The 22,313-nt window shown below is 50.9% G+C and carries 19 protein-coding genes; 5 read left to right on the top strand and 14 right to left on the bottom strand.

The window, feature by feature from the left end:
- Window position 1 precedes the first annotated feature (1 nt).
- The 10 genes from gmd to wza all read right to left on the bottom strand — a co-directional run bounded on the left by gmd (window position 2) and on the right by wza (window position 10,053).
- A complete protein-coding gene (gene gmd, locus AACU94_RS06160) occupies window positions 2-1,123 on the bottom strand; it encodes a GDP-mannose 4,6-dehydratase (protein ID WP_000048207.1) in 1,122 nt (373 codons plus the stop codon).
- Window positions 1,124-1,149: 26 nt separating this feature from the next.
- Entirely contained in the window at window positions 1,150-1,698 is a 549-nt protein-coding gene (gene wcaF / locus AACU94_RS06155) for a colanic acid biosynthesis acetyltransferase WcaF (RefSeq protein ID WP_135489117.1), read from the bottom strand.
- A gap of 15 nt (window positions 1,699-1,713) precedes the next feature.
- Window positions 1,714-2,460 (bottom strand): colanic acid biosynthesis glycosyltransferase WcaE, encoded by a 747-nt coding sequence (gene wcaE / locus AACU94_RS06150; RefSeq protein ID WP_001567718.1) that lies wholly within the window; start codon window positions 2,458-2,460, stop codon window positions 1,714-1,716.
- A 10-nt stretch (window positions 2,461-2,470) separates the two neighbouring features.
- Window positions 2,471-3,688 carry a colanic acid polymerase WcaD gene (wcaD, locus tag AACU94_RS06145; RefSeq protein WP_088475006.1) on the bottom strand — a complete coding sequence of 406 codons (1,218 nt, stop codon included), beginning with the start codon at window positions 3,686-3,688 and terminating at the stop codon, window positions 2,471-2,473.
- Window positions 3,663-4,880: a colanic acid biosynthesis glycosyltransferase WcaC gene (gene wcaC, locus AACU94_RS06140; protein WP_135489116.1), complete on the bottom strand. Its 1,218-nt coding sequence runs from the start codon at window positions 4,878-4,880 to the stop codon at window positions 3,663-3,665. Before wcaC ends, wcaD begins: the two co-directional genes overlap by 26 nt.
- A complete protein-coding gene (wcaB, locus tag AACU94_RS06135; RefSeq protein ID WP_135489115.1) occupies window positions 4,877-5,365 on the bottom strand; it encodes a colanic acid biosynthesis acetyltransferase WcaB in 489 nt (162 codons plus the stop codon). The genes wcaC and wcaB overlap by 4 nt, the downstream gene beginning before the upstream one ends.
- 2 nt (window positions 5,366-5,367) lie before the next feature.
- Window positions 5,368-6,207 carry a colanic acid biosynthesis glycosyltransferase WcaA gene (gene wcaA / locus AACU94_RS06130; protein ID WP_135489114.1) on the bottom strand — a complete coding sequence of 280 codons (840 nt, stop codon included), beginning with the start codon at window positions 6,205-6,207 and terminating at the stop codon, window positions 5,368-5,370.
- 92 nt (window positions 6,208-6,299) lie between these two features.
- Window positions 6,300-8,462 (bottom strand): tyrosine-protein kinase Wzc, encoded by a 2,163-nt coding sequence (wzc, locus tag AACU94_RS06125; RefSeq protein ID WP_135489113.1) that lies wholly within the window; start codon window positions 8,460-8,462, stop codon window positions 6,300-6,302.
- A gap of 2 nt (window positions 8,463-8,464) precedes the next feature.
- A complete protein-coding gene (wzb, locus tag AACU94_RS06120) occupies window positions 8,465-8,908 on the bottom strand; it encodes a low molecular weight protein-tyrosine-phosphatase Wzb (RefSeq protein WP_000482901.1) in 444 nt (147 codons plus the stop codon).
- Window positions 8,909-8,913: 5 nt separating this feature from the next.
- Window positions 8,914-10,053 carry a polysaccharide export protein Wza gene (wza, locus tag AACU94_RS06115; protein ID WP_000978094.1) on the bottom strand — a complete coding sequence of 380 codons (1,140 nt, stop codon included), beginning with the start codon at window positions 10,051-10,053 and terminating at the stop codon, window positions 8,914-8,916.
- Window positions 10,054-10,711: 658 nt separating this feature from the next.
- Between wza and AACU94_RS06110 the strand changes: the two genes are divergently transcribed.
- From AACU94_RS06110 to AACU94_RS06100, 3 genes are all read left to right on the top strand, one after another.
- Complete coding sequence (locus AACU94_RS06110) at window positions 10,712-12,295, top strand: TerC family protein (RefSeq protein WP_000454701.1); 1,584 nt, start codon at window positions 10,712-10,714, stop codon at window positions 12,293-12,295.
- Window positions 12,296-12,369: 74 nt separating this feature from the next.
- Window positions 12,370-12,708: a type II toxin-antitoxin system RelE/ParE family toxin gene (locus AACU94_RS06105; RefSeq protein WP_130206942.1), complete on the top strand. Its 339-nt coding sequence runs from the start codon at window positions 12,370-12,372 to the stop codon at window positions 12,706-12,708.
- Entirely contained in the window at window positions 12,698-12,988 is a 291-nt protein-coding gene (locus AACU94_RS06100; protein WP_000687872.1) for a helix-turn-helix domain-containing protein, read from the top strand. The genes AACU94_RS06105 and AACU94_RS06100 overlap by 11 nt, the downstream gene beginning before the upstream one ends.
- Window positions 12,989-13,037: 49 nt before the next feature.
- Here the strand turns inward: AACU94_RS06100 and asmA are convergent, their stop codons facing one another.
- The 3 genes from asmA to udk all read right to left on the bottom strand — a co-directional run bounded on the left by asmA (window position 13,038) and on the right by udk (window position 16,227).
- Window positions 13,038-14,891, bottom strand: a complete 1,854-nt coding sequence (gene asmA / locus AACU94_RS06095) for an outer membrane assembly protein AsmA (RefSeq protein ID WP_135489112.1) — start codon at window positions 14,889-14,891, stop codon at window positions 13,038-13,040.
- Between the two features lie 21 nt (window positions 14,892-14,912).
- Window positions 14,913-15,494 carry a dCTP deaminase gene (gene dcd, locus AACU94_RS06090; RefSeq protein WP_130219374.1) on the bottom strand — a complete coding sequence of 194 codons (582 nt, stop codon included), beginning with the start codon at window positions 15,492-15,494 and terminating at the stop codon, window positions 14,913-14,915.
- Between the two features lie 91 nt (window positions 15,495-15,585).
- On the bottom strand, window positions 15,586-16,227 hold the full coding sequence (gene udk, locus AACU94_RS06085) for a uridine kinase (RefSeq protein WP_064529458.1): 642 nt from the start codon (window positions 16,225-16,227) through the stop codon (window positions 15,586-15,588).
- A 318-nt stretch (window positions 16,228-16,545) separates the two neighbouring features.
- On the opposite strand from udk, the gene AACU94_RS06080 reads away from it, so the two are divergent.
- Window positions 16,546-19,863: a diguanylate cyclase gene (locus AACU94_RS06080; protein WP_135489111.1), complete on the top strand. Its 3,318-nt coding sequence runs from the start codon at window positions 16,546-16,548 to the stop codon at window positions 19,861-19,863.
- Between the two features lie 109 nt (window positions 19,864-19,972).
- On the opposite strand, the gene alkA is transcribed toward AACU94_RS06080, so the two are convergent.
- Entirely contained in the window at window positions 19,973-20,821 is an 849-nt protein-coding gene (gene alkA, locus AACU94_RS06075; RefSeq protein WP_135489110.1) for a DNA-3-methyladenine glycosylase 2, read from the bottom strand.
- A gap of 133 nt (window positions 20,822-20,954) precedes the next feature.
- Between alkA and yegD the strand changes: the two genes are divergently transcribed.
- Complete coding sequence (yegD, locus tag AACU94_RS06070; protein WP_135489109.1) at window positions 20,955-22,307, top strand: molecular chaperone; 1,353 nt, start codon at window positions 20,955-20,957, stop codon at window positions 22,305-22,307.
- Window positions 22,308-22,313 lie beyond the last annotated feature (6 nt).

The raw sequence follows: 22,313 nt of genomic DNA, 5'->3' as shown, positions 1-22,313 counted from the left end.
TTTATGACTCCAGCGCGATCGCCACGTCGTAGCCGTGAGATTTCAGCAGAGAGTGTTTTTTCGCCGCTTCGAGGTCATTAGCCACCATTTCAGACACCATCTCTCTGAGGGTGATTTCCGGTTTCCAGCCCAGTTTTTCGTGCGCTTTGGTCGGGTCGCCGAGCAGCGTTTCAACTTCAGCCGGACGGAAGTAGCGCGGGTCAACGGCGATAATTACATCGCCCGGTTTAACGCCCGGCGCGTCATGCCCGGTGACGGAAACCACAATGCCCTTCTCTTCAACGCCCGTGCCTTCAAAGCGCAGTTTGATGCCCAGCTGTGCTGCCGCCATTTCCACGAACTGACGCACGGAGTACTGAACGCCGGTGGCAATAACGAAATCTTCCGGTTGTTCCTGTTGCAGCATCATCCACTGCATTTTTACGTAGTCTTTGGCATGGCCCCAGTCACGCAGGGAATCCATATTGCCGAGGTACAGGCACGACTCCAGCCCCTGGGCGATGTTGGCGATTGCGCGGGTGATTTTGCGGGTAACGAAGGTTTCGCCGCGGCGCGGGGATTCATGGTTAAAGAGAATACCGTTACAGGCGTACATGCCGTAGGATTCGCGGTAGTTAACGGTGATCCAGTAGGCATACAGTTTGGCGACCGCATACGGAGATCGCGGGTAGAACGGCGTGGTTTCTTTCTGCGGAATTTCCTGCACCAGACCGTACAGTTCAGAGGTGGAAGCCTGATAAAAACGGGTTTTCTTTTCCAGACCGAGGAAACGGATCGCCTCCAGCAGGCGCAGCGTACCCATCGCATCAACGTCTGCGGTATATTCCGGTGACTCAAAAGAAACCGCAACGTGGCTCATTGCGCCCAAGTTGTACACTTCATCCGGCTGCACTTCACGCAAAATGCGCGTCAGGTTGGAGGTATCACTCAGGTCGCCATAATGCAGATGGAATTTCGGGTTGCAGGTGTGCGGATCCTGATAAATGTGATCCACGCGCTCGGTGTTGAATGACGATGCGCGACGCTTAATACCATGCACCTCGTAACCTTTTTCCAGCAGCAGTTCTGCCAGGTAAGAACCGTCTTGTCCGGTTACACCGGTGATGAGAGCGACTTTTGACATGTCTTATTCCTCTGTATTTTTTGAATTTATTCAGTTTCAACGCGTTCGCGTATCACCACTGCGGGATTCCCCCGGCAAACCACATTTGCCGGAAGCGATTTAAAAACACTGCTTCGCGCACCCACGACGGTGCCGTCGCCGATCGTGACGCCAGGGGCAACAAAAACATCTGTCGCCAACCAGCATTTCTCGCCAATCACAATAGGCGTGGCGTTAATGGTGAAATGTTGACTTGCATGGTCGTGGCTACCGGTGCATAAATAACTTTTTTGCGATATCACCGAATGTGCGCCAATGGTTATTTCACCGAGGGTATATAAATTGACCTCATCGCCGACCCACGCGTAATCACCTAAGGTTAATTTCCACGGATAGGTAATTTTTACTGACGGACGAATAACTACGTTTTTTCCTATTTTTGCGCCGAATAAACGTAATAAAAATGCCCGCCAGCGATACAATACTTGTGGCGACCAGGCAAATAATGTTGCCTGTACTGCCCACCACAATTGCACTTTAATAGCGTTGCTGCCCCGGAACCCTTTCGGCACCGAGAAACCGCTTAAATCTTGCATTGGTATTCCTTATATTCAGACTTTGTTATATAAGGCTTTAGTCTTACCTGTCGTACGTTGGCGTAAATGCCAGGATAATTCTGCCCAGAAGCCAGGCACATGTAATATCTGCCGTTGGACTTTTTTCGCGTCTGCACACAATTCCATATTATTGGTGGTAGATACTCCACCCATAGAAAATTCAGACACCAGGCCATTGAGTTTTTTAAATGCATAACCGGCTTTATACATTTTGGCTGCCAGCGCGTAATCGGAAGAAACTTTATATTCCAGGTCATAACGCCATTTTTTCAAGCCGGATACCGGGAAAAATATCGCCTGATGGCTGGCGGGCAGGCTGTGATAAATATACCAACCCGGTTTGGCGCTACGTTTAATTTTATGCCCGTCGCCAAAATCCAGCAGCGCATCGCCGGTGATCATCACGTTATCTTTTTGCATTTTTAACTTACGGACAAAATTTGCGGCATCCTGATGAAAAATATCGCCCGAGTTGAGAAACAACGCGAACTTGCCTTGTGCCATCGCAATGCCTTTGTTCATGGCGTCGTAGATACCGTTATCTGGCTCGCTGACAAAGCGTAGGTTATAGATACCATTGAGATTTTCCAGATACTCACGGGTGCCGTCGTTGGAACCGCCATCGACAACAATCCATTCGAAGCTGATATCGTCCGCCTGCGCCAGATGCGCCAGCGAGGCATGTGTTTTGACTATCCCTTCGAGGTTACGAAACGCGACAGTGATTATGCTAAGCAACATGTTCTTATTCTTACCTCGTAATATTTAACGCTTTTCGCAAAATAAACGGACAGACGATTAAAAATGCATATTCCGGGCTAAATATCGAACCGGTAAAAAACAGCGACACCGGAGTAAAAAGATATAATTGCACGCGAAAATTGCGGTTATCACCAAAAGCGTTGATCATCATTTTTATCACTTTCCCCATGTACCACAGCGATAAAAACACTGCGAACCAGGAAAAATAAATAATCAGCAGATACAAACCATTGTCTATGGTTTTTCCGACATCCGCACCGTTAAATATTCCGAATGATGCGACATATTCATAAAGTGAGCCAAATCTGACTACACCGTCAATATGGGTCAAAGAATAACCGACCATCACCAGCGGACCGACAATACGATAATATGATGACGTTCCTTCCGTACCTAAATCGCCCAAGCGGGTGGAAATATAAGGAAACGCGATTACCACACCAACCAGGAATACAGCCAGAGAAATCAATGCTAACGGTAATTTTTTCTTAATCGCCTCTTTATTCAGATATTGGAACGCCCACTCCAGCAAATAAAACAGGATAAAGGTCATAACCCCTGAAAACGATCCGGATAATATTATTCCTGCGAGAATCATAGCATCTGTTTTAGGCGTTTTGATACCAAACTGTTTGATGCTGAGCCAAATTGAGATTAATGCCAGAGCGAAAAATGCCGGTTCAAAATAAAGTGCTGTCGTACGCTTACCGCCGAATTTAATGAAATTCAGTACATAGCTGTTGCTGTAAATCAGATATTTCGAAATCGACTCCATAATACTGCTGCCACCGGTGAGGATAATTTGCGCCATCTCCACCGCCGCCAGCGCCACCACCAGTCCGACCACCAGATAAAAGAAACGTAATATCTTGCGATGGTTGTGTGGCGAAATCGTTTTAAAGCGAATACTCCACACCATGCCAATAATGATCACAATATAGACAAACAGCATAGTTGAAGTGACGTATTTACTGGCATCCAACGACTGACCAAACAGATAGTTGAACGCCGTGAGCCCCGCGCCAATCCCCAAGGCAATCATCAATTTTTTAACGCTGATGCGCTCTAAAAACAGCAGTAACAAGACAGGTAAAAAAGTGACGATGGTGATGGGGAAACTTTCGCCAAGCTGGGCGATTTTGACGTTAACCAGCAGGTAGATCAGCGGCAGCAGCAGGTAGCTACAGATTCTGATAGAAGTTGACATACTCCTCCAGCATCTGTTGTCCACTGTAGGCGGCGCGGCTGCGTTGGCTGAACCCGGCCAGCGTGGTACCAAATATCGCCTGCGCGATTTCCGGTTTACTTAACTGCACCAGTTGCAGCACGTCTTCTTCGCTGACGGTTTTACCGCCGGATTTTTGCAGCACTTCCCGCGCCGCATCGCTATGGGTGGCAATCACCGGCACGCCAATCGATAGCGCCTCACACAAAATCAGTGGGTAGTTATCGACGCGAGAACTGAATACCAGCGCATCCATCTGATTGAGCGCGCTCATTAACTTACGTTTGTCGGTTTCAAAGCCGTGATTAACCACGTTGCCAGCGGTGAACGGCGAGAACTTACCGAAGGTATGCAGTTCGATTTTGTCGCCCAGCGCCATCATCTCGCGCACCAGTTGCTGGTTAGTTTTGCCGTCGTAACGCAGGTCATGCGCCACCACCGCGATTTTCGGCTTGCCCTGGGTTTCGCGCACCGGAGGCAGATCCGCCAGAATCGCTTCGGTTGCCATATCAATGCCATTATTGATAATCCGGCAACGCCCTGGCCCGTACAGGCTATTGAAAGCGTCAGCCACATGCTGGCTGGGGGAAATAAACTGACAGCCCAGTGCCAGCATCTCGCGGAATAACTGGCGTTTGCCCGCCACCAACTGGTGTGCGCGATCAATCTTCACCGGCGGATAGTTATTTAAGGTCGGGCATTTCTGGCAGCCCGTTTTCCAGCCTTCGCAACCGTCGGTAAAAGCGCAGCGTCCGGTAATGCTCCAGTGGTCGTGCAGAGTCCAGACCAGAGTGACGTCCGGTTTGTGGTTTTTCACCTTTTCGCAAAAGCGCACCACGCTGTTAAGATTCAACCAGTAGCTGTGCAGCACATGAAAATGCAACACCACCGGACCCGCTGTGCGAGTAATGGTGCGATATAACTCATTGAAATTGCCAAACAGATCGCGATTAAACAGACGAAACAGGGCAATGTTCGCCATCGCGGTCATCCGCGGCGTATGTTTGATGACCTGCGGATAGTTTTGATGGCTGACGCTCTCTTTGCCGCCTTTGCCGTAGCCGTAGACAAAATGTGACGCCAGCCCCTGTTGCAGCGCACGCTGGTGGAGATCTAACGCCACACCTGCCGCCCCGCCTTCCGCCAGTCGCACATTAAATTGCAGAATATTCATTTAATTACCTTCACTCGCGCTTTTTCTCCCACCACCAGCGCGTTATCCGGGACAGAGTCGAGCACCACGCTGCCCGCGCCCACGGTGACGTTGTTACCAAGCGTGATATCACCAAGAATTATGACGTTGGCACCGAGTTCGACGCCGTTGCCAATGTGTGGACATGCCATGTTATCGGCACCACGATTGCCGATAGTGACGCCGTGGCGAATGGTGAAATCATCCCCCGCTACCACGTTTTTATTGATCACTACGGCGTAACCGTGATGGATAGTGAAACGGCGACCAATAGTTGCGGCGGCCTGGATTTCATAACCGAAAATGCATTCGGTGATAATGCGATACAGCACCAGCAGCGGGGCCGCCCACAGATTGTTGAGGACGTTCTTTTTGCGCCACACTGAACAAAAATGAGCGACGCGATAGGCAAGAACCATGCAGCACGGGCGTAAACTCCAGCTGTTGGCGCGCAGATCTTCCAGCATCTTTAGCGCCCCCGAATACCATCAGCCAGACGTTTGCCGTTACGCACCGACAGCAGCGTCAGCAAAGTGCGCCAGGTCATACGTTTATTGCGGATCTGGTAGAGGGTAAACAGCTGATATTTTTTGCTGGCACGGTCGAATTTGTCTTTGTGCTTGCGGTAAAAGTGGAAGTATCCGGAGAATTTTTTCGGTGACGAGGTGATCTGCATTTCGCCGTGATTGATATGCAGGATCTGCGTCGCCTCTTCCACTTTCCACGGTTCGCCGTACTCCACCACCATCCGCAGGAAGATGTCGTAATCCTGTGCCGCTTTCAGTTCGGTATCGAACAAACACTCTTTGAAACGCCATGCCCAAGTAAAGACCTGATTGCCAATGATATTGCGTTTATAGAACAGGCGGCGTGAATACGGCGATTTGGGATACAGTGGCAAACTTGCCGGTTGGGAATAGACTTCGCCCTGGCAAACGTAGTCGTTAGCGTACAAAAAGGCGTGAGTGACCAGTTGCTGTTTATGGGCGAGGAAGACGCTCAGACGGTTGGGTGTCCATTCATCATCATCATCGATCCCGGTGATGTATTCCCCTTGCGCCAGCGTAATCGCCTGGTTACGTACCGCGCACGCCCCGCTGTTAATGTCGTTGTGAATGTAAGTGATACGCGGATCGTTGAGGGCGGTGACGTATTGTTGCAGCTGTTCCCAGGAGGTGGAGCAATCATCGACGATGATCATCTCCCAGTTGTTGTAGTCCTGGCGCAGGACCGATTTTATCGCCCGAATCGCCAGTTGTTGGCGGTTCCAGGTTGGCATATAGATTGAGATCAGCGGATTATCTTTCATAGGTTGTTCTCCCGGCTTATGAGCTGGTTTGCTTGCCGGATGCGGCGTGAACGCCTTATCCGGCCTACGGGGCGGTGCGAATGCAGGCGTCGTTATTTCGCATCCGACGTATATTCGTATTCGTAATAGCCATAATCCTGATACGCGCTGGCGCGGCGGAAGATGGAGTTCAGAATCACCCCTTTCACCGGAATACCGTTTTGCTCAAAGCGGCTCAGACTGGTTTCCACTTCTTTCAATGTGTTGACCGCATAACGCGCCACCATTAACGTGGTTCCAGCGTGACGCCCGACAATTGCTGCATCGGTCACTGCCAGAATCGGCGGCGTATCAATCAACACCAGGTCGTAGTTTTTACTCGCCCAGTTCACCAATTCGGCAAAGCGTTCACTCATCAACAGTTCAGAAGGATTTGGCGGCACCTGACCGCGCGGGATCAGGTCAAATTTGGCAATAGAGGTCGGTTTAGCAGCGGTAGTAATATCGCCCTGACCAATCAGAATTTCCGACAGGCCATTAACGTTATTGGTGCCCAACAGCTCGTGGGTATAACCTTTGCGCATATCGCAGTCGATCAACAACACGCGTTTATTGGTCTGGCTGATCACCGCCGCCAGGTTGGCGCAGACAAAGGTTTTACCGATTGACGGGCTAACCCCGGTCATCATCAACACATTGTTCTGCGCCTGCATCATCGCGAAGTGCAAACTGGTACGAAGACTGCGGATGGCTTCAATCGCCAGGTCGGTTGGATTCCCCACCGCCAGTAGCTGGCTCTGTTTATAGCGTTTAATCCCTTTGATGGTTTTGACGCTATCGCGCGCTTTCTGCCATTCCGATAGCGGGATACTGGCATAAACGCTGATACCGTGTTCTTCCAGCACCTGCGGGCTTTCGATGCCGCGATTAAACAGCGAGCGCAGCAGCACACCCACGATAGAGAGCATCAGGCCGAGGATAATCGCGCCGAGGATAATCAGTCCTTTCTTCGGTTTCAGTACACCTGGCTGGGTGATTGCCGGGTCAACAATGCGCACATCGCCGACGGTGCTGGCTTCGGTGATTTTCAGCTCCTGCTCTTTATTCAGCAGTTGCATATAGACCTGCTGACCAGACTCGACATCGCGGGTCAGGCGCACAATCTCCTGCTGAGTTTTCGGCATCGCCGTTACGCGACCATTAAGTTTGGCTTTTTCGTCTTCCAGTGCCTGACGTTTCTCCAGCAGCGTGCGGTACGCCGGATGAACTTTGGTGAACAGCTTGGAGATTTCCGCCTCTTTAAAGGTCAGTTCGTTCAGCTGCGCGTCGATGTTCACCATTGAATCAAGCACCGCTTTTGCTTCCAGCGGCAGATCAACAGAATCTTTATCCTGACGGAAGGCATTCAGTTTGTTTTCGGCGACATCAAGGCGGCTGCGTACTTCTGGTAACTGTTGCGCGAGGAAGGCGAGGCTTTTCGACGCTTCCGCCGATTTGCGCTCAATATTTTGTTCCTGATAGTTACGGGCGATGCTGTTAAGAATGTCGCGGATCTGTTCGCGATCTTCACCGGTATAAGTCAGGCTCAGTACGCCTGCGTCTTTGCCGTTCTCCGTTACCGTCAGGCTGTTTTGCAGTTGATTGATCATCCCCAGCGTGGAGTATTTGGTGACGGTAAACTCACTGCCCGGGCTGGCGTGAATGGCTTCAACCATCAGCGTGACGCCTTCTTTTTTCAGCATCTGGCCCGCTTGCCCACGGGCGCTAAAGCCGCCGTCGCTGCTCAGGGTGTAGTTTTTGTTGTCCAGCACATTAAGCGTAAACACCTGATCCGCCATTTCTTTCGGGCGGTTAAAGGTAGTCACTTTCACTGTCTCGTTCTGACGTCCCATCAGGCGATCCCAGCCCGCACCGAAAATCGGGAACGTGTTTTTGCTCACCGCAATATCGAGGTCGAGATCGTCCACCGTTTTACCAAGCACCAGACGCGAACGAATCAACTGGATCTCGGCATCCGATGCTGGCGGTTTATTGGCTAATGCCGATCCGATATCCTGCACTAACGAATTGCCGCTGCTTTGTTCGATTTGTACCAGTGCGTCGGCGCTATATATCGGCGTGGCGAAGAAGGTGTAAACCACGGCACAGAGGGCAAATACGGCGGTGATGCCAATCACCCACCAGCGCGCTTCAATGACGGTGCCGACCAGGCGACCAATATCGATTTCATCACTGCCCGTTACCGGAGCGGCATGTTGTTTTACTTTTTCTGTCATTCTTATACCTGCTCTGCGTTCAATGCCTGCGCCCACTGGCGGGCAGACCGTTCAAGTAATGTGTACACCGCTGCAAACGTTTCCCGGCTTTTGCGATACGGATCGGGGATTTCACATTCGTTATCCCAGTGACCAAACAGCATCACTTTGCCGCGCATCTCAGGTGCCATCTCGCATAAGCGTTCGATATGGCGCTTTTCCATGGTCAAAATCAGGTCATAGTTGCGACACAGGCGGCGGCTGATTTGCCGTGCACAGTGACCTTCCAGAGACAGTTGATGTTCTGCGGCGACGCTGATAGCGGTAGGATCAGCGCCCTTACCGACCAGCGCGCCGAGTCCAGCGGACTCCACTTTTAGCTCCGGGTGATAACGTTGCAGTAAGCGTTCCGCCGTCGGGGAACGGCAAATATTGCCGACACAGACAACTAAGATGTTGTTAAACATGACGATTACCAGTTATGAATGTCGCTGGCTGTATCCGTCATGTAACGGACACCGCTAATAGTTGGCAGCAACTGATTGATCAGACGGTTCCAGCGGGAAACCGGGGCGGTGGTGACATACACCACGTCATAAGGTTGCAGGCGGAATTCTGTCGCCATCACCAGCGACGTGGCATCGGACATATCCAGCTGGTAGATATTGGCAATCTTGCCGTTACGCCCGCCCTCGCCTTTCAGCGGACGAATGACAAAGATGCCGCTGGCGTTGGAGGTGGTCATGTCGATGCCTTCAGCATTGCCCAGGGCTTCAGTCAGGGTCATGCCGCTAAAGTCCATTTTCAGGGTGCTCTGTTTCTTCACTTCACCCATCACAAACACTTTCAGATCATCATTACGCGGCACGTAGAGAATATCGCCGGGGTAAAGCAGTCGGTTCTGGTTGAGGTCGCCGTTTTGCATCAGCGCCTGCAAAGAAATACGTTCTTCACGACCATTATGTGTTAGCACCACGTTGCGCCAGTCAGCGGTATCTGTCAGGCCACCTGCGGCGTTGATGGCGTCGAGAATGGTCAGTGGTACGTTAGTGATCGCCTGTTGACCGGATTTATTCACCTGACCGGAGATATAGGCCTTTTGCGAGCGGAAGGCGGCGATATTAACGTCCACCTGCGGGTCAGCGATGTACGTCGCTAAGCGCCCGGTAATATCACTGCGGATTTCAGCGAGCGTTTTCCCCACGACGTGAACCTTGCCGATATACGGGTAGAACATAGTGCCGTCAGGCTGTACCCAGTTGCCGGTGTCGCTGGAGCTGCGATACTGACCGGCGGGAGTGGTGAGTTCCGGGTGATCCCAGACGGTGACATTAAGAACGTCGCCCGGCCCGACGCGATACTGGTAATTCGCGATCTCACTTTCCAGCGTCATATTGGGGCGCGCTACGTTGGGTCGTGGGCGTAATTGATCAATCAGGCGCGGGGTCAACGGATAAACATTCACCATTTTGTCGAGATCGAAATCAGCGTCCTGCTGTTTGATGACGTCTTTACCCATCGTCGACATATTGCTGCCCGGAAGTACTGTGCAACCGCTTATCAAGGTTACTGACACCAATAATGGCATCAATTTCATTTTGGATTTCATCATTGTTTATTTGTCACTTTGGCAGAGTAATTATCCTGTGCACTATTAATAGCAATGTCGCCATGCACATTTACCTTGCAGTTAATTGAATAAAAATTTAACTGGCATCAGTCCTAAAAAAATTGATTTCATCCGCAGGCTATTGACAGAATAATTCAGACTGGTCTTTCAGGCATCCAGACACGCTACCGCCCCTGGCTTTTAGCTACCAATACACTGATTTAGTTTAGATTTTCTAACTCTTTCATCATACGGTCGTTTATGAAAAAGCGTTATTGCGTGAATTAATTTTCCAGATATAAGGCGGCATTATGGTATTTGAATATTGGCGTTCCAATAATGCAGGAGGAAGTGTTACAGCTAACGGAATAGCAGGCAAGGTAACAATTCGGCAATTGGCTATTTTTAAGAATTATATTAAGTGTCATTCAATATGGTTTTTAGGAGTTTCTTTAGGTTGACAATATTTAATACAGTGTCTCCACATGCGATATTTCTTAAATAATGTTTTATTATTACCACTTTTAATTCAGGGATAATGTGAGATTATTACCCTCAAATAATATGAGATAAATAGTGCCGCAACATTGCATTTTTGCCCTGATTTATCCATGATCGAATTGTGACATTTGTCATACAACGAATAGGTTTTGTACTTACTATGGAATGGATTGCCGATCCGTCTATCTGGGCCGGGTTAATCACGCTGATTGTGATCGAACTGGTCCTCGGCATTGATAACCTGGTCTTTATTGCCATCCTCGCCGAAAAACTACCGCCGAAGCAGCGTGACCGCGCACGGGTTACCGGGCTGCTGCTGGCGATGTTAATGCGCCTGTTACTGCTGGCGTCAATCTCCTGGCTGGTCACCCTGACTCAACCGCTGTTCAGCTTCCGCTCGTTTACCTTTAGCGCCCGCGACTTAATCATGCTGTTTGGTGGTTTCTTCCTGTTGTTCAAAGCCACGATGGAGCTGAACGAACGGCTGGAAGGGAAAGACAGCAATAATCCCACACAACGCAAAGGTGCGAAGTTCTGGGGGGTGGTGACACAAATTGTGGTGCTGGACGCCATCTTCTCACTCGACTCGGTGATTACCGCCGTCGGGATGGTCGACCATTTACTGGTCATGATGGCCGCCGTCGTTATCGCTATCAGCCTGATGCTGATGGCCAGCAAACCGTTAACGCAATTTGTTAACAGTCACCCGACGATCGTTATTCTCTGCTTAAGCTTCCTGTTGATGATTGGCTTTAGCCTGGTGGCAGAAGGTTTCGGCTTCGTCATTCCGAAAGGCTACCTGTACGCTGCCATTGGTTTCTCGGTGATGATCGAGGCGCTCAATCAGTTGGCTATCTTTAACCGGCGACGTTTTCTTTCCGCTAACCAGACGCTACGCCAGCGGACTACCGAAGCGGTAATGCGCCTGCTTAGCGGGCAAAAAGAAGATGCGGAACTGGACGCCGAAACCGCGTCCATGCTGGTGGATCATGGTAACCAGCAGATCTTTAATCCGCAGGAACGGCGGATGATTGAGCGGGTACTTAATCTTAACCAGCGTACCGTCAGCAGCATTATGACGTCGCGCCACGATATTGAGCATATCGATCTCAACGCGCCGGAAGAAGAAATCCGCCAGTTGCTGGAGCGAAATCAGCATACGCGGCTGGTGGTTACTGATGGTGATGACGCAGAAGATTTGCTCGGTGTTGTTCACGTTATCGACCTGCTACAACAGTCACTGCGCGGCGAACCGCTCAACCTGCGGGTGTTGATTCGCCAGCCGCTGGTGTTCCCGGAAACCTTGCCGTTGTTACCTGCCCTGGAGCAGTTCCGTAATGCCCGCACGCACTTTGCTTTTGTGGTGGATGAGTTTGGTTCAGTGGAAGGGATTGTGACATTAAGTGACGTCACTGAAACCATTGCCGGTAACTTACCGAACGAAGTGGAAGAGATCGACGCCCGCCATGATATTCAGAAGAATGCGGACGGTTCCTGGACGGCGAATGGTCATATGCCGCTGGAGGATCTGGTGCAATATGTGCCGCTGCCGCTGGATGAAAAACGTGAATATCACACCATTGCCGGGCTATTGATGGAATATTTGCAGCGTATTCCAAAACCTGGCGAAGAAGTTCAGGTGGGGGATTATTTGCTTAAAACGTTGCAGGTGGAAAGCCATCGCGTGCAGAAGGTGCAGATTATTCCGCTACGTAAGGATGGCGAGATGGAGTACGAGGTGTGATAAAACATCAAATGCGCAGGTTCAAACTGCGCATTTGATTTATACAAAATTTAGTATAATCTAAGGATGGAGTAATGAGAAAAAAGCTGGCTTTTCTTGATACCAGTCTTGACGATTTACGCGCATTTCCAGAATCGTCTCGACAGGAAATTGGCTATCAACTCGACAGGATCCAACAAGGGTTAAACCCATACGACTGGAAACCTTTTTCAACTATCGGCCCTGGTGTGCGAGAGATTCGTACTCGCGATGCTGATGGGATCTATCGCGTCATATATGTCGCAAAATTTGAAGAAGCGGTTTACGTATTGCATTGTTTTCAAAAGAAAACACAGACTACCAGTCAATCGGATATTGATTTAGCCAAACGACGCTATAAAGAACTTGCTCAGGAGCGCAAAAATGAAAATTGAAACCTTTGATAGTGTGTGGGATGCGGTGAGTGACACCCCTGAACAAGCGGAAAATATGCGGATCCGTGCCGAGCTTGTAACGATCATTAATAACTGGATTGAACAACAAGGGTTTAGCCAGGCTCAGGCAGCGTCTGCCTTAGGGGTCACTCAACCTCGCATATCTGAACTTGCCAGAGGTAAAATCCAGATCTTTAGTATCGATAAATTGATCACCATGATGGCTCATGCAGGATTGCATATTCAACGTATTGAAGTTCAATATCCACATGCTGCTTAGTGCTATAAATGCAGATGGCGACAAATTGACGCCATCTGCATAACTTGTCTTACATCTTCTCCAGCAACTTCTTCACATCTTTGCCATTGCGGGAATCTTTATTCCGCTCGGCCCAGTCATTCAGGCGACGTTTCGCTTCGTCCTGTAAGTGTTTGCGCAGCAGCTGGTCCACTTGCAGGCTGTAATTGAGTTGCTGCCAGTTGCCATAAACCCGCAGAGGAACCGGCGTTTCTTTGAGGAAATCAATCAGTTTGCTTTCCCCGTTCCAACCGCCAATCACACGAATGTCAAACTGGGTGTCGCAGGTTTGATCTGCCAGATTCAACGTGCCAGCCCCTGAAAGCGCCAGCACTGGCGATTGACCTTGCATGTCGTTTAACGTCACGACACCATCCTTCAACGTCAGATCGGTGGTAAAGCTATCAAGCCGCGTCACGTTATCGAAGTTTTCAGCGGCCTTCACATCACCACCATTACGTTCTACCGCTTGTTGGATCATCTGCTGGAAGTTCATGCCTTCCATGCGCGTATCGGCCATTTCGACATGCGCCGTCCCCAGCCAGGTGTGGCGGAATGCGTTGGCATCAATATCAGCACCAGAGAAATCCCCCGCCAGCGACATTTTCCCCGTTAGTGAGATGGGGTAGTTGAAGGCATTCAGGATGGTGCCAATCTCGACATTTTCCAGCCGGGGATGGAAAACTATACGCGGATGTGAGGCTGTTGCATCCAGCGTACCCGGTAACGACACGACACCGTCGTTAAGTTTGCCCTGCAACTGGATAATCTCCAGCAGCCCCTCCTTGTTGGTCATTTGCGCAGTGACATCGGCAAAATCCATTCCACGCCAGCGCACGTTATTGGCCTGCAACAAAATATCTGCCGCAAAGCCTTTCAGCCCCTGATACGCAGGTTCATCAACGCGTGAGGAAATTACCGGACGTGGCAGCGTCGGTTGGCTTTGCCCCTGTTGAGCAACGCCATTTTGCTTAGTCATCACCTCATTCATCGGCAGCAAATTATCCAGATTTAACTGGGCAAATTGCAGTCTGAGCAGCCATTCTGGCTTCTCAAGCAGCGCTACCTGCGCCTGACCGGTCAGATTACTGTCGTTAGCGGTTAAATTGATTTGTTCAAAGGAGAGACGTTTTTGCGCTTCCTGCCACTGAGTCCTGAACTGACCATGGCCCTGAATCCCCTGCTTCGGGAGATCAGCGCCCTGCAGTTGCCAGTCAATCTGTCGAATATCTGCCGTTAAATCATGCGGGTAATCAGATGCATCAACAGTCCCCTTGAGCGCTAACGTGAGATCGCGTTGGTCGCGATTTACCCGACCAGAGAATTCAAACGAACCGCGATGTTGTGGGTCCTGCTCCATTTGCAGGCGGATATCACGTACCGTAACCTGTTCGTCATTTTCATGCTGGAACACCAACACGCTGTCACTGACCCGCAGACTGGCGATATCGAACGACCAGCCACGATCTTCCGCATCATCAGGTAACGTATTGTCTTTCGGGGCTATTGGGGCGTCTTCACTGCGCACTGCTTCTGTTTCCGGCGTCAGTTGAATGACTGCCCCTTTGAGCATGACTTGCTTAACGCTGAGTTGATGACTCAATAAAGGCCACAAGGCCACATCAAGGCGCATATTATCGGCACGTACCAGCGGTTGGCTGGCCCCGTTGGCCGTTAATATCATGCGACCAGAGAGGATACTAAGCTGCGGCCAGACGTGCCAACGCAGTGGCCCGTCGAGCTGCAATTGATAACCGCTACGTGCAGCAACCTGCTTGACCATATAGTCACGGAAATCATTCGGATTCACCAGCAACACTAACGCAGATAACCCAGCCACCAGCACGACCAGGAGTATCATCAGCGTCGTCAGAAATCGTCTCATGGTATCCTCAATGGGCCTGAATTAGTCTTTATCGATTCGGCTAGCGACTGCGCCCTGCTGGTTGCGATATTTCGCATCTTCACGGCGGTTATACGGACGCGCTGCCGGACCTGAAAGCGGCTCAAAGCTCAGCGCGCCAATCAGCATACCCGGACGCAGGGCCAGCGGCAGCTTACCGGAATTGTAGAACTCCAGCACAATACAGCCAGACCAGCCCGGATCGATACGGTGCGCAGTGACGTGCACCATCAGTCCCAGACGCGCCAGTGAGGAGCGCCCATCCAGCCAGCCCACCAGATCGGCTGGCAGCGTCACTGACTCCAGCGTTACCGCCAGTGCCAATTCTCCCGGATGAAGAAAGAAAGCTTCGCTTTCATCAAGCACAATTTCATCGCTCATCACCCGGTCAAGCGCGGCGCTCACTTCGTCTTTAGGACCGCTCAGATCGATAAACGCTGCCGTGTGGCCACGGAAGGTACGAAATTTATTGCCCAGGCGTACATCCACCGTCGCACCATTAATACGCTCCACGGGTGGACGTGGGTTGATCGACAAACGGCCTTCATCAAGCCAGGCTTCAATATCTCGGTCACACAGACGCATGGCATTTTCTCCTTTCGCGCATCACTCCCTTAACGCCAGTTACGTCAAGGGCATACCAGGTTATCACTGAACGGTACACAATTTACCAAGCTTATTCAAAGAACTGACTTATTTTCGCTTTCAATATATCGATCGCGATGCGGTTTTTACCGCCGCGCGGCACGATGATATCTGCATACTGTTTAGACGGTTCAATGAATTGCAGGAACATCGGGCGCACGGTTTTTTGATATTGCGCCATTACAGAATCCATCGAGCGACCACGCTCATTAACATCGCGCTTAATGCGACGCATCAGGCAGATATCCAGTGGGGTATCCACAAAAATCGAGAAGTTCAGCTCGTCGCGCAGACGCGCATCCGTCAGCAGCAAAATGCCTTCGAGAATAATGACTTTCTTCGGTTCAACCTTCACCGTTTCTTTCATACGCGTATGTTCAACGTAGCTGTAAACCGGCAGGTCGATAGCCGAGCCGCGTTTCAGCGCCTGCAAATGCTGCAGCAGCAGGCTGTGATCCATCGCGCTGGGATGGTCATAATTAGTTTTAACCCGTTCTTCCATCGACAGATGGCTTTGATCTTTGTAGTAACAGTCTTCCGGAATAACGCCGATGTGTTCATCACCGACTTGTTCACGTAATTCACGATAAAGGGTACTGGCAATGAGACTCTTGCCGGAAGCCGATGCGCCTGCGATACCGATAATGACGCACTGATGAGACTGATCAGTCATAAATTTAGCGACCTGAATAACCTGGATGTTAGGAAGGGGGCGCCGAAGCGCCAAACGCGGCAATTATAGGGATTTCATCCGCGTGATACCAGTCGAATAGCGTTGCCTTGCTCTCAGAGTTAATTGTTGACGATCAATTCCCTGATGCAAATTTAATTGCTCAGTTATGACGCAAAGTGAAAAATGTTATGCATAGTTGCGCAAATTATCCGCCATTACGTCACTTTATGAGCAATTTGCATATAAAATGTAAAACTTTTGTACTAGCATAAACACAGATACCAATACTGACGGCCTGGCCATGCGGATAGAGCGGTAATGAGTAAACCATCACAGCGTGTTTTAATTACCTTGCCTCATCCTCTGCTTCACCTCGTCAGTTTAGGTTTAGTCTCGTTTATCTTTACCCTTTTCTCGCTTGAGCTTTCGCAATTTGGCACTCAGCTTGCGCCGCTATGGTTCCCCACTTCCATTATGATGGTGGCGTTTTACCGCCATGCCGGACGCATGTGGCCTGGTATTGCGTTAGCCTGCTCACTGGGAAACATAGCCGCATCCGTGCTGCTCTTTTCCACCAGTTCGCTCAATATGACCTGGACGGCTATCAACATTATTGAAGCCGTCGTGGGCGCAATGCTGCTGCGAAAATTATTACCGTGGTATAACCCGCTACAAAATCTGGCTGACTGGCTTCGTCTTGCATTTGGCAGCGCCATCGTTCCACCTCTGTTGGGAGGGGGGCTGGTTGTCCTGCTGACGCCCGGAGACGATCCTCTCAGGGCTTTTTTGATATGGGTACTTTCAGAATCCATCGGCGCCCTGGCGCTGGTACCGCTGGGCCTGTTGTTTAAACCGCATTATCTATTACGCCATCGTAACCCACGACTGTTGTTTGAAACGCTGCTGACGTTAGCGATCACATTGACATTAAGCTGGCTTTCGATGCTGTACCTGCCGTGGCCTTTTACTTTCATTATTGTGCTGCTGATGTGGAGTGCCGTGCGCCTGCCACGAATGGAAGCCTTTTTGATCTTCCTCACGACAGTGATGATGGTTTCGTTAATGATGGCTGCCGACCCTACTCTGCTTGCCACGCCGCGAGCGTACCTGATGAGCCATATGCCGTGGCTGCCATTTTTGCTGATTCTGCTTCCCGCCAACATCATGACCATGGTGATGTACGCCTTCCGCGCGGAACGTAAGCATATTTCCGAAAGCGAAACACGCTTTCGGAACGCCATGGAATATTCTGCTATCGGCATGGCGTTGGTGGGTACTGAGGGACAATGGCTGCAAAGCAACAAAGCCCTGTGCCAGTTTCTCGGCTACAGCCAGGAAGAACTGCGTGCTCTCACCTTTCAACAGCTGACCTGGCCGGAAGACCTCAATAAAGATCTGCAACACGTTGAGAAGTTGATTAGCGGTGAAATCAATACCTACTCAATGGAGAAACGCTACTACAACCGCCACGGCGACGTAGTTTGGGCGCTGCTTGCCGTCTCACTGGTGCGCCACACCGATGGCACGCCACTCTACTTCATTGCGCAGATAGAAGACATTAACGAGCTAAAACGCACCGAGCAGGTGAATAAGCAACTGATGGAACGCATCACGCTGGCTAACGAAGCGGGCGGGATTGGTATCTGGGAATGGGAGTTGAAGCCGGATATTTTCAGTTGGGATAAGCGGATGTTTGAACTTTACGAAATTTCCCCGCATATCAAACCAAACTGGCAGGTTTGGTATGACTGCGTGCTGCCGGAAGATCGAGAACACACCGAGAAAGTCATCCGCGATTCGCTGCAGGCTCGTTTGCCTTTTAAACTGGAATTTCGCATTACGGTAAAAGACGGTATTCGTCATATCCGCGCACTCGCCAATCGGGTTCTGAATAAAGAAGGTGAAGTCGAACGCCTGCTTGGCATCAATATGGATATGACTGAAGTAAAACAACTCAACGAGGCGCTGTTCCAGGAAAAAGAACGTCTGCATATCACCCTGGACTCTATCGGTGAAGCCGTGGTCTGTATTGATATGGCGATGAAAATCACCTTTATGAATCCAGTCGCGGAGAAAATGAGCGGCTGGAAGCAAGAAGAGGCGTTGGGCGTTCCGCTGCTAACGGTATTGCATCTTACAACTGGTGACACCGGGCCGTTAATTGAGAACATTTACAGTGCCGACACCTCACGTTCTGCTATTGAACAGGACGTGGTTCTCCACTGTCGTAGCGGTGGCAGCTATGACGTTCATTACAGTATTACGCCGTTAAGCACCCTGGATGGTAGTAGCATTGGTTCGGTGCTGGTGATTCAGGACGTCACCGAAGCACGCAAAATGCTACGTCAGCTTAGCTATAGCGCCTCCCACGATGCCCTGACGCATCTGGCGAACCGTGCAAGTTTTGAGAAACAACTGCGAATACTGCTGCAAACCGTTCACAGTACGCATCAGCAACATGCACTGGTATTTATCGATCTTGATCGCTTTAAAGCGGTAAATGACAGCGCCGGGCATGCGGCCGGCGATGCTTTGCTGCGCGAACTGTCTTCGTTGATGCTGAGTATGCTGCGCTCCAGCGATCTACTGGCACGACTCGGTGGTGATGAATTTGGTCTGTTACTGCCAGACTGTAATGTCGAAAGTGCCCGTTTTATCGCGACGCGCATTATCAATGCGATTAATGATTATCACTTTATGTGGGAAGGTCGGTTACATCGGGTAGGAGCAAGCGCCGGGATGACGTTAATAAACGACAGTAATCACCAGGCAGCAGAAGTTATGTCCCAGGCCGATATCGCCTGTTATGCTTCGAAAAATGGTGGTCGTGGTCAGGTCACAGTTTATGAACCACAGCAGGCAACTGCACATAATGAACGGACAGTGATGTCGCTCGATGAACAGTGGCGGATGACTAAAGAGAATCCGCTTATGATGATTGCCCACGGCATCGCTTCGCCGCGAATAACGGAAACGCGGAATTTGTGGTTGATTTCGCTTAAGCTCTGGAGCAGCAAAGGCGAGTTGATTGATGAACAGGCATTCCGCCGTAGCTTCAGTGATCCGGCACTCAGCCACGCGCTTGACCGCCGGGTATTACGTGAATTTTTCCAACAAACAGCAAAAGCGGTTGCCAATAAAGGTTTAAGCATCGCCCTCCCCCTTTCCGTTGCAGGGCTAGGCAGCGTCACTCTGGTAGACGAATTGCTTGAGCAACTGGAACAAAGTTCATTACCACCACGGTTGTTCCATTTGGTAATTCCGGCAGAAGCGATTTTCGACCACGGGCTGGCTGTGCAAAAACTGCGGCTGGCCGGCTGCCGGATCGTACTCAGCCAGGTAGGGCGCGACCTAAAAATATTCAATATGCTCAAAGCAAATATGACGGATTATCTACTGCTTGACGCCGAGTTATGCGCCAGCGTACAGGGCAATTTAATGGATGAGATGCTGATTTCGATTATTCAGGGGCATGCCCAGCGGTTGGGTGTGAAAACCATCGCTGGGCCAGTAGCGTTGCCATTGGTATTGGATACGCTTTCTGACATTGGTGTTGATCTGATTTATGGCGATGTGATCGCCGAGGGCCAGCCTCTGGATTTGCTGGTTAATAGCAGTTATTTCGCGATTAATTGAGGGAGCGTTTGCCCATTGCCTGATGCGACGCTAACGCGTCTTATCAGGCCTACAAATCGCTCATTCCCCAGGACAGATAAGGCGCTCGCGCCGCATCCGGCGACCAGCGTCATACTTCGTCTGGTTGCCAGCCTTCCGTATACCAGATATGCAACAACGCATAAGAACGCCAGGGCTTCCAGCGCTCGGCATAACGGCGGATTTGTGCTGGCGTCATTCCTGGAAATCGCTGTTTAATCAAATAATCATCCGGCAGGAAAACATCTTTCGCTTGCCAGCCACGTAAGGCGAAATAATTCGCCGTCCAGCGCCCGATACCCGGAAAAGTTTGCAGCGTTTTCATCGCCTGCTCCACATCGCCCGGTATTGTCATTGGTAAGGTACTCTCCAGCGCCGCATTTGCCAGATGAATCAGCGCCTCTGCCCGTTTCAACGGCATGCCTAACGCTTTTAATGCCTGCGGGTCGGCGGCTGCCAGCCGCTGAGGCGTGGGGAAGCAGATATACTCCGGAAAATCATCCAGCCGTTCGCCATAAAGCTGTACCACTTTGGCAGTCAATTTTGCCGCCATCGCCACGCTCACCAGTTGGCCTAAAATCGCCCGCACGCCCTGCTCAAAAGCATCAACACAGCCGGGTAAACGCATTCCGGGACGCGCCGCGCCTAACTTGCCCAACGCACCGTTAATAATTTGTGGGCTACATTGCAGATCAAACAGGCGGCTCATTTTCGCCAGGCACTCAGCGGCAACGGGTTCTAAACCTGCACTTAAATTTATGTGCAGAGTATGGCGGGCTATATCCGGAATAGCAGTCACCACACCGCGATATTCGCCCACCGCCAGACTACGGGCATAATAATCGTCAGCGACCGTTTCCACACCGCTCACCGCACGGGCGGCGAGAAATCCCAACATCCACGACCAGTCATACGGCGGCTGCCAGTTCAGGGTATACATCGCATCTCCTTATTCATCCGCTTTCAGCATAAACGTTATTCAGACGCTGCGCTTTGCTTTCATATTCCGGTTGTCGCGACGGCAACATTTCGCTAAAGTCACGCCCCTTCTTCACCGGCATGGGGATTATTTCGTGTTTATTGGTTTTGATTACGGTACAGCAAACTGTTCAGTGGCGGTCATGCGCGACGGTAAAACGCAATTACTGAAAATGGAAAACGACAGCACGTTGCTGCCTTCAATGCTTTGCGCGCCAACGCGTGAAGCGGTAAGCGAATGGCTGTACCGCCATCATGATGTTCCGGCAGACGACGATGAAACGCAGGCGCTGTTGCGTCGGGCGATTCGTTATAACCGCGAAGAAGATATCGATGTTACGGCGAAAAGCGTGCAGTTCGGTCTTTCCTCACTGGCACAGTACATTGATGATCCGGAAGAAGTGTGGTTTGTGAAATCACCAAAATCGTTCCTCGGTGCCAGCGGCTTAAAACCGCAGCAGGTAGCGCTGTTTGAGGATCTGGTCTGCGCAATGATGTTGCACATTCGCCAGCAGGCGCAGGCGCAGCTGCCAGAAACGATTACTCAGGCGGTTATTGGTCGTCCGATCAACTTCCAGGGGCTGGGCGGCGATGAAGCAAACGCCCAGGCGCAGGGGATTCTGGAACGCGCGGCAAAGCGTGCCGGGTTTAAGGATGTGGTATTCCAGTACGAGCCGGTAGCAGCTGGGCTGGATTACGAAGCCACCTTACAGGAAGAAAAACGGGTGCTGGTGGTGGATATCGGCGGTGGTACGACTGACTGTTCATTGCTGCTGATGGGACCGCAGTGGCGTTCGCGTCTCGATCGTGAAGCCAGCCTGCTGGGTCACAGTGGTTGCCGTATTGGCGGTAACGATCTGGATATCGCACTGGCGTTTAAAAACCTGATGCCGTTACTGGGCATGGGAGGCGAAACCGAAAAAGGCATCGCCCTGCCGATTCTGCCGTGGTGGAATGCGGTTGCCATCAACGACGTACCTGCGCAAAGTGATTTCTACAGTAGTGCCAACGGTCGCCTGCTTAACGATCTGGTACGCGATGCCCGCGAACCGGAAAAAGTGGCCCTGTTACAGAAAGTCTGGCGTCAGCGTTTAAGCTATCGACTGGTGCGCAGCGCAGAAGAGAGCAAAATTGCGCTTTCCAGCGCAGCGGAAACCCTCGCATCGCTGCCGTTTATCAGCGATGAGCTGGCTACGATGATTAGCCAGCAGGGTCTGGAAAGCGCCCTCAGCCAACCGCTGGCGCGGATTCTGGAACAGGTGCAACTGGCGCTGGATAACGCCCAGGAAAAACCGGATGTCATCTATCTGACTGGCGGTAGCGCCCGTTCGCCGCTGATTAAAAAGGCTCTGGCAGAACAGTTGCCGGGCATTCCAATTGCAGGCGGCGATGACTTTGGCTCCGTCACCGCCGGGCTGGCACGCTGGGCGGAAGTGGTGTTTCGTTAATTGAAA

It is taken from the genome of Escherichia sp. E4702 (assembly GCF_963883545.1).
Classification (GTDB): domain Bacteria; phylum Pseudomonadota; class Gammaproteobacteria; order Enterobacterales; family Enterobacteriaceae; genus Escherichia.
The sequence above is the reverse complement of the archived record's forward strand: the minus strand, read 5'-3'. Positions and strand labels throughout refer to the sequence as shown.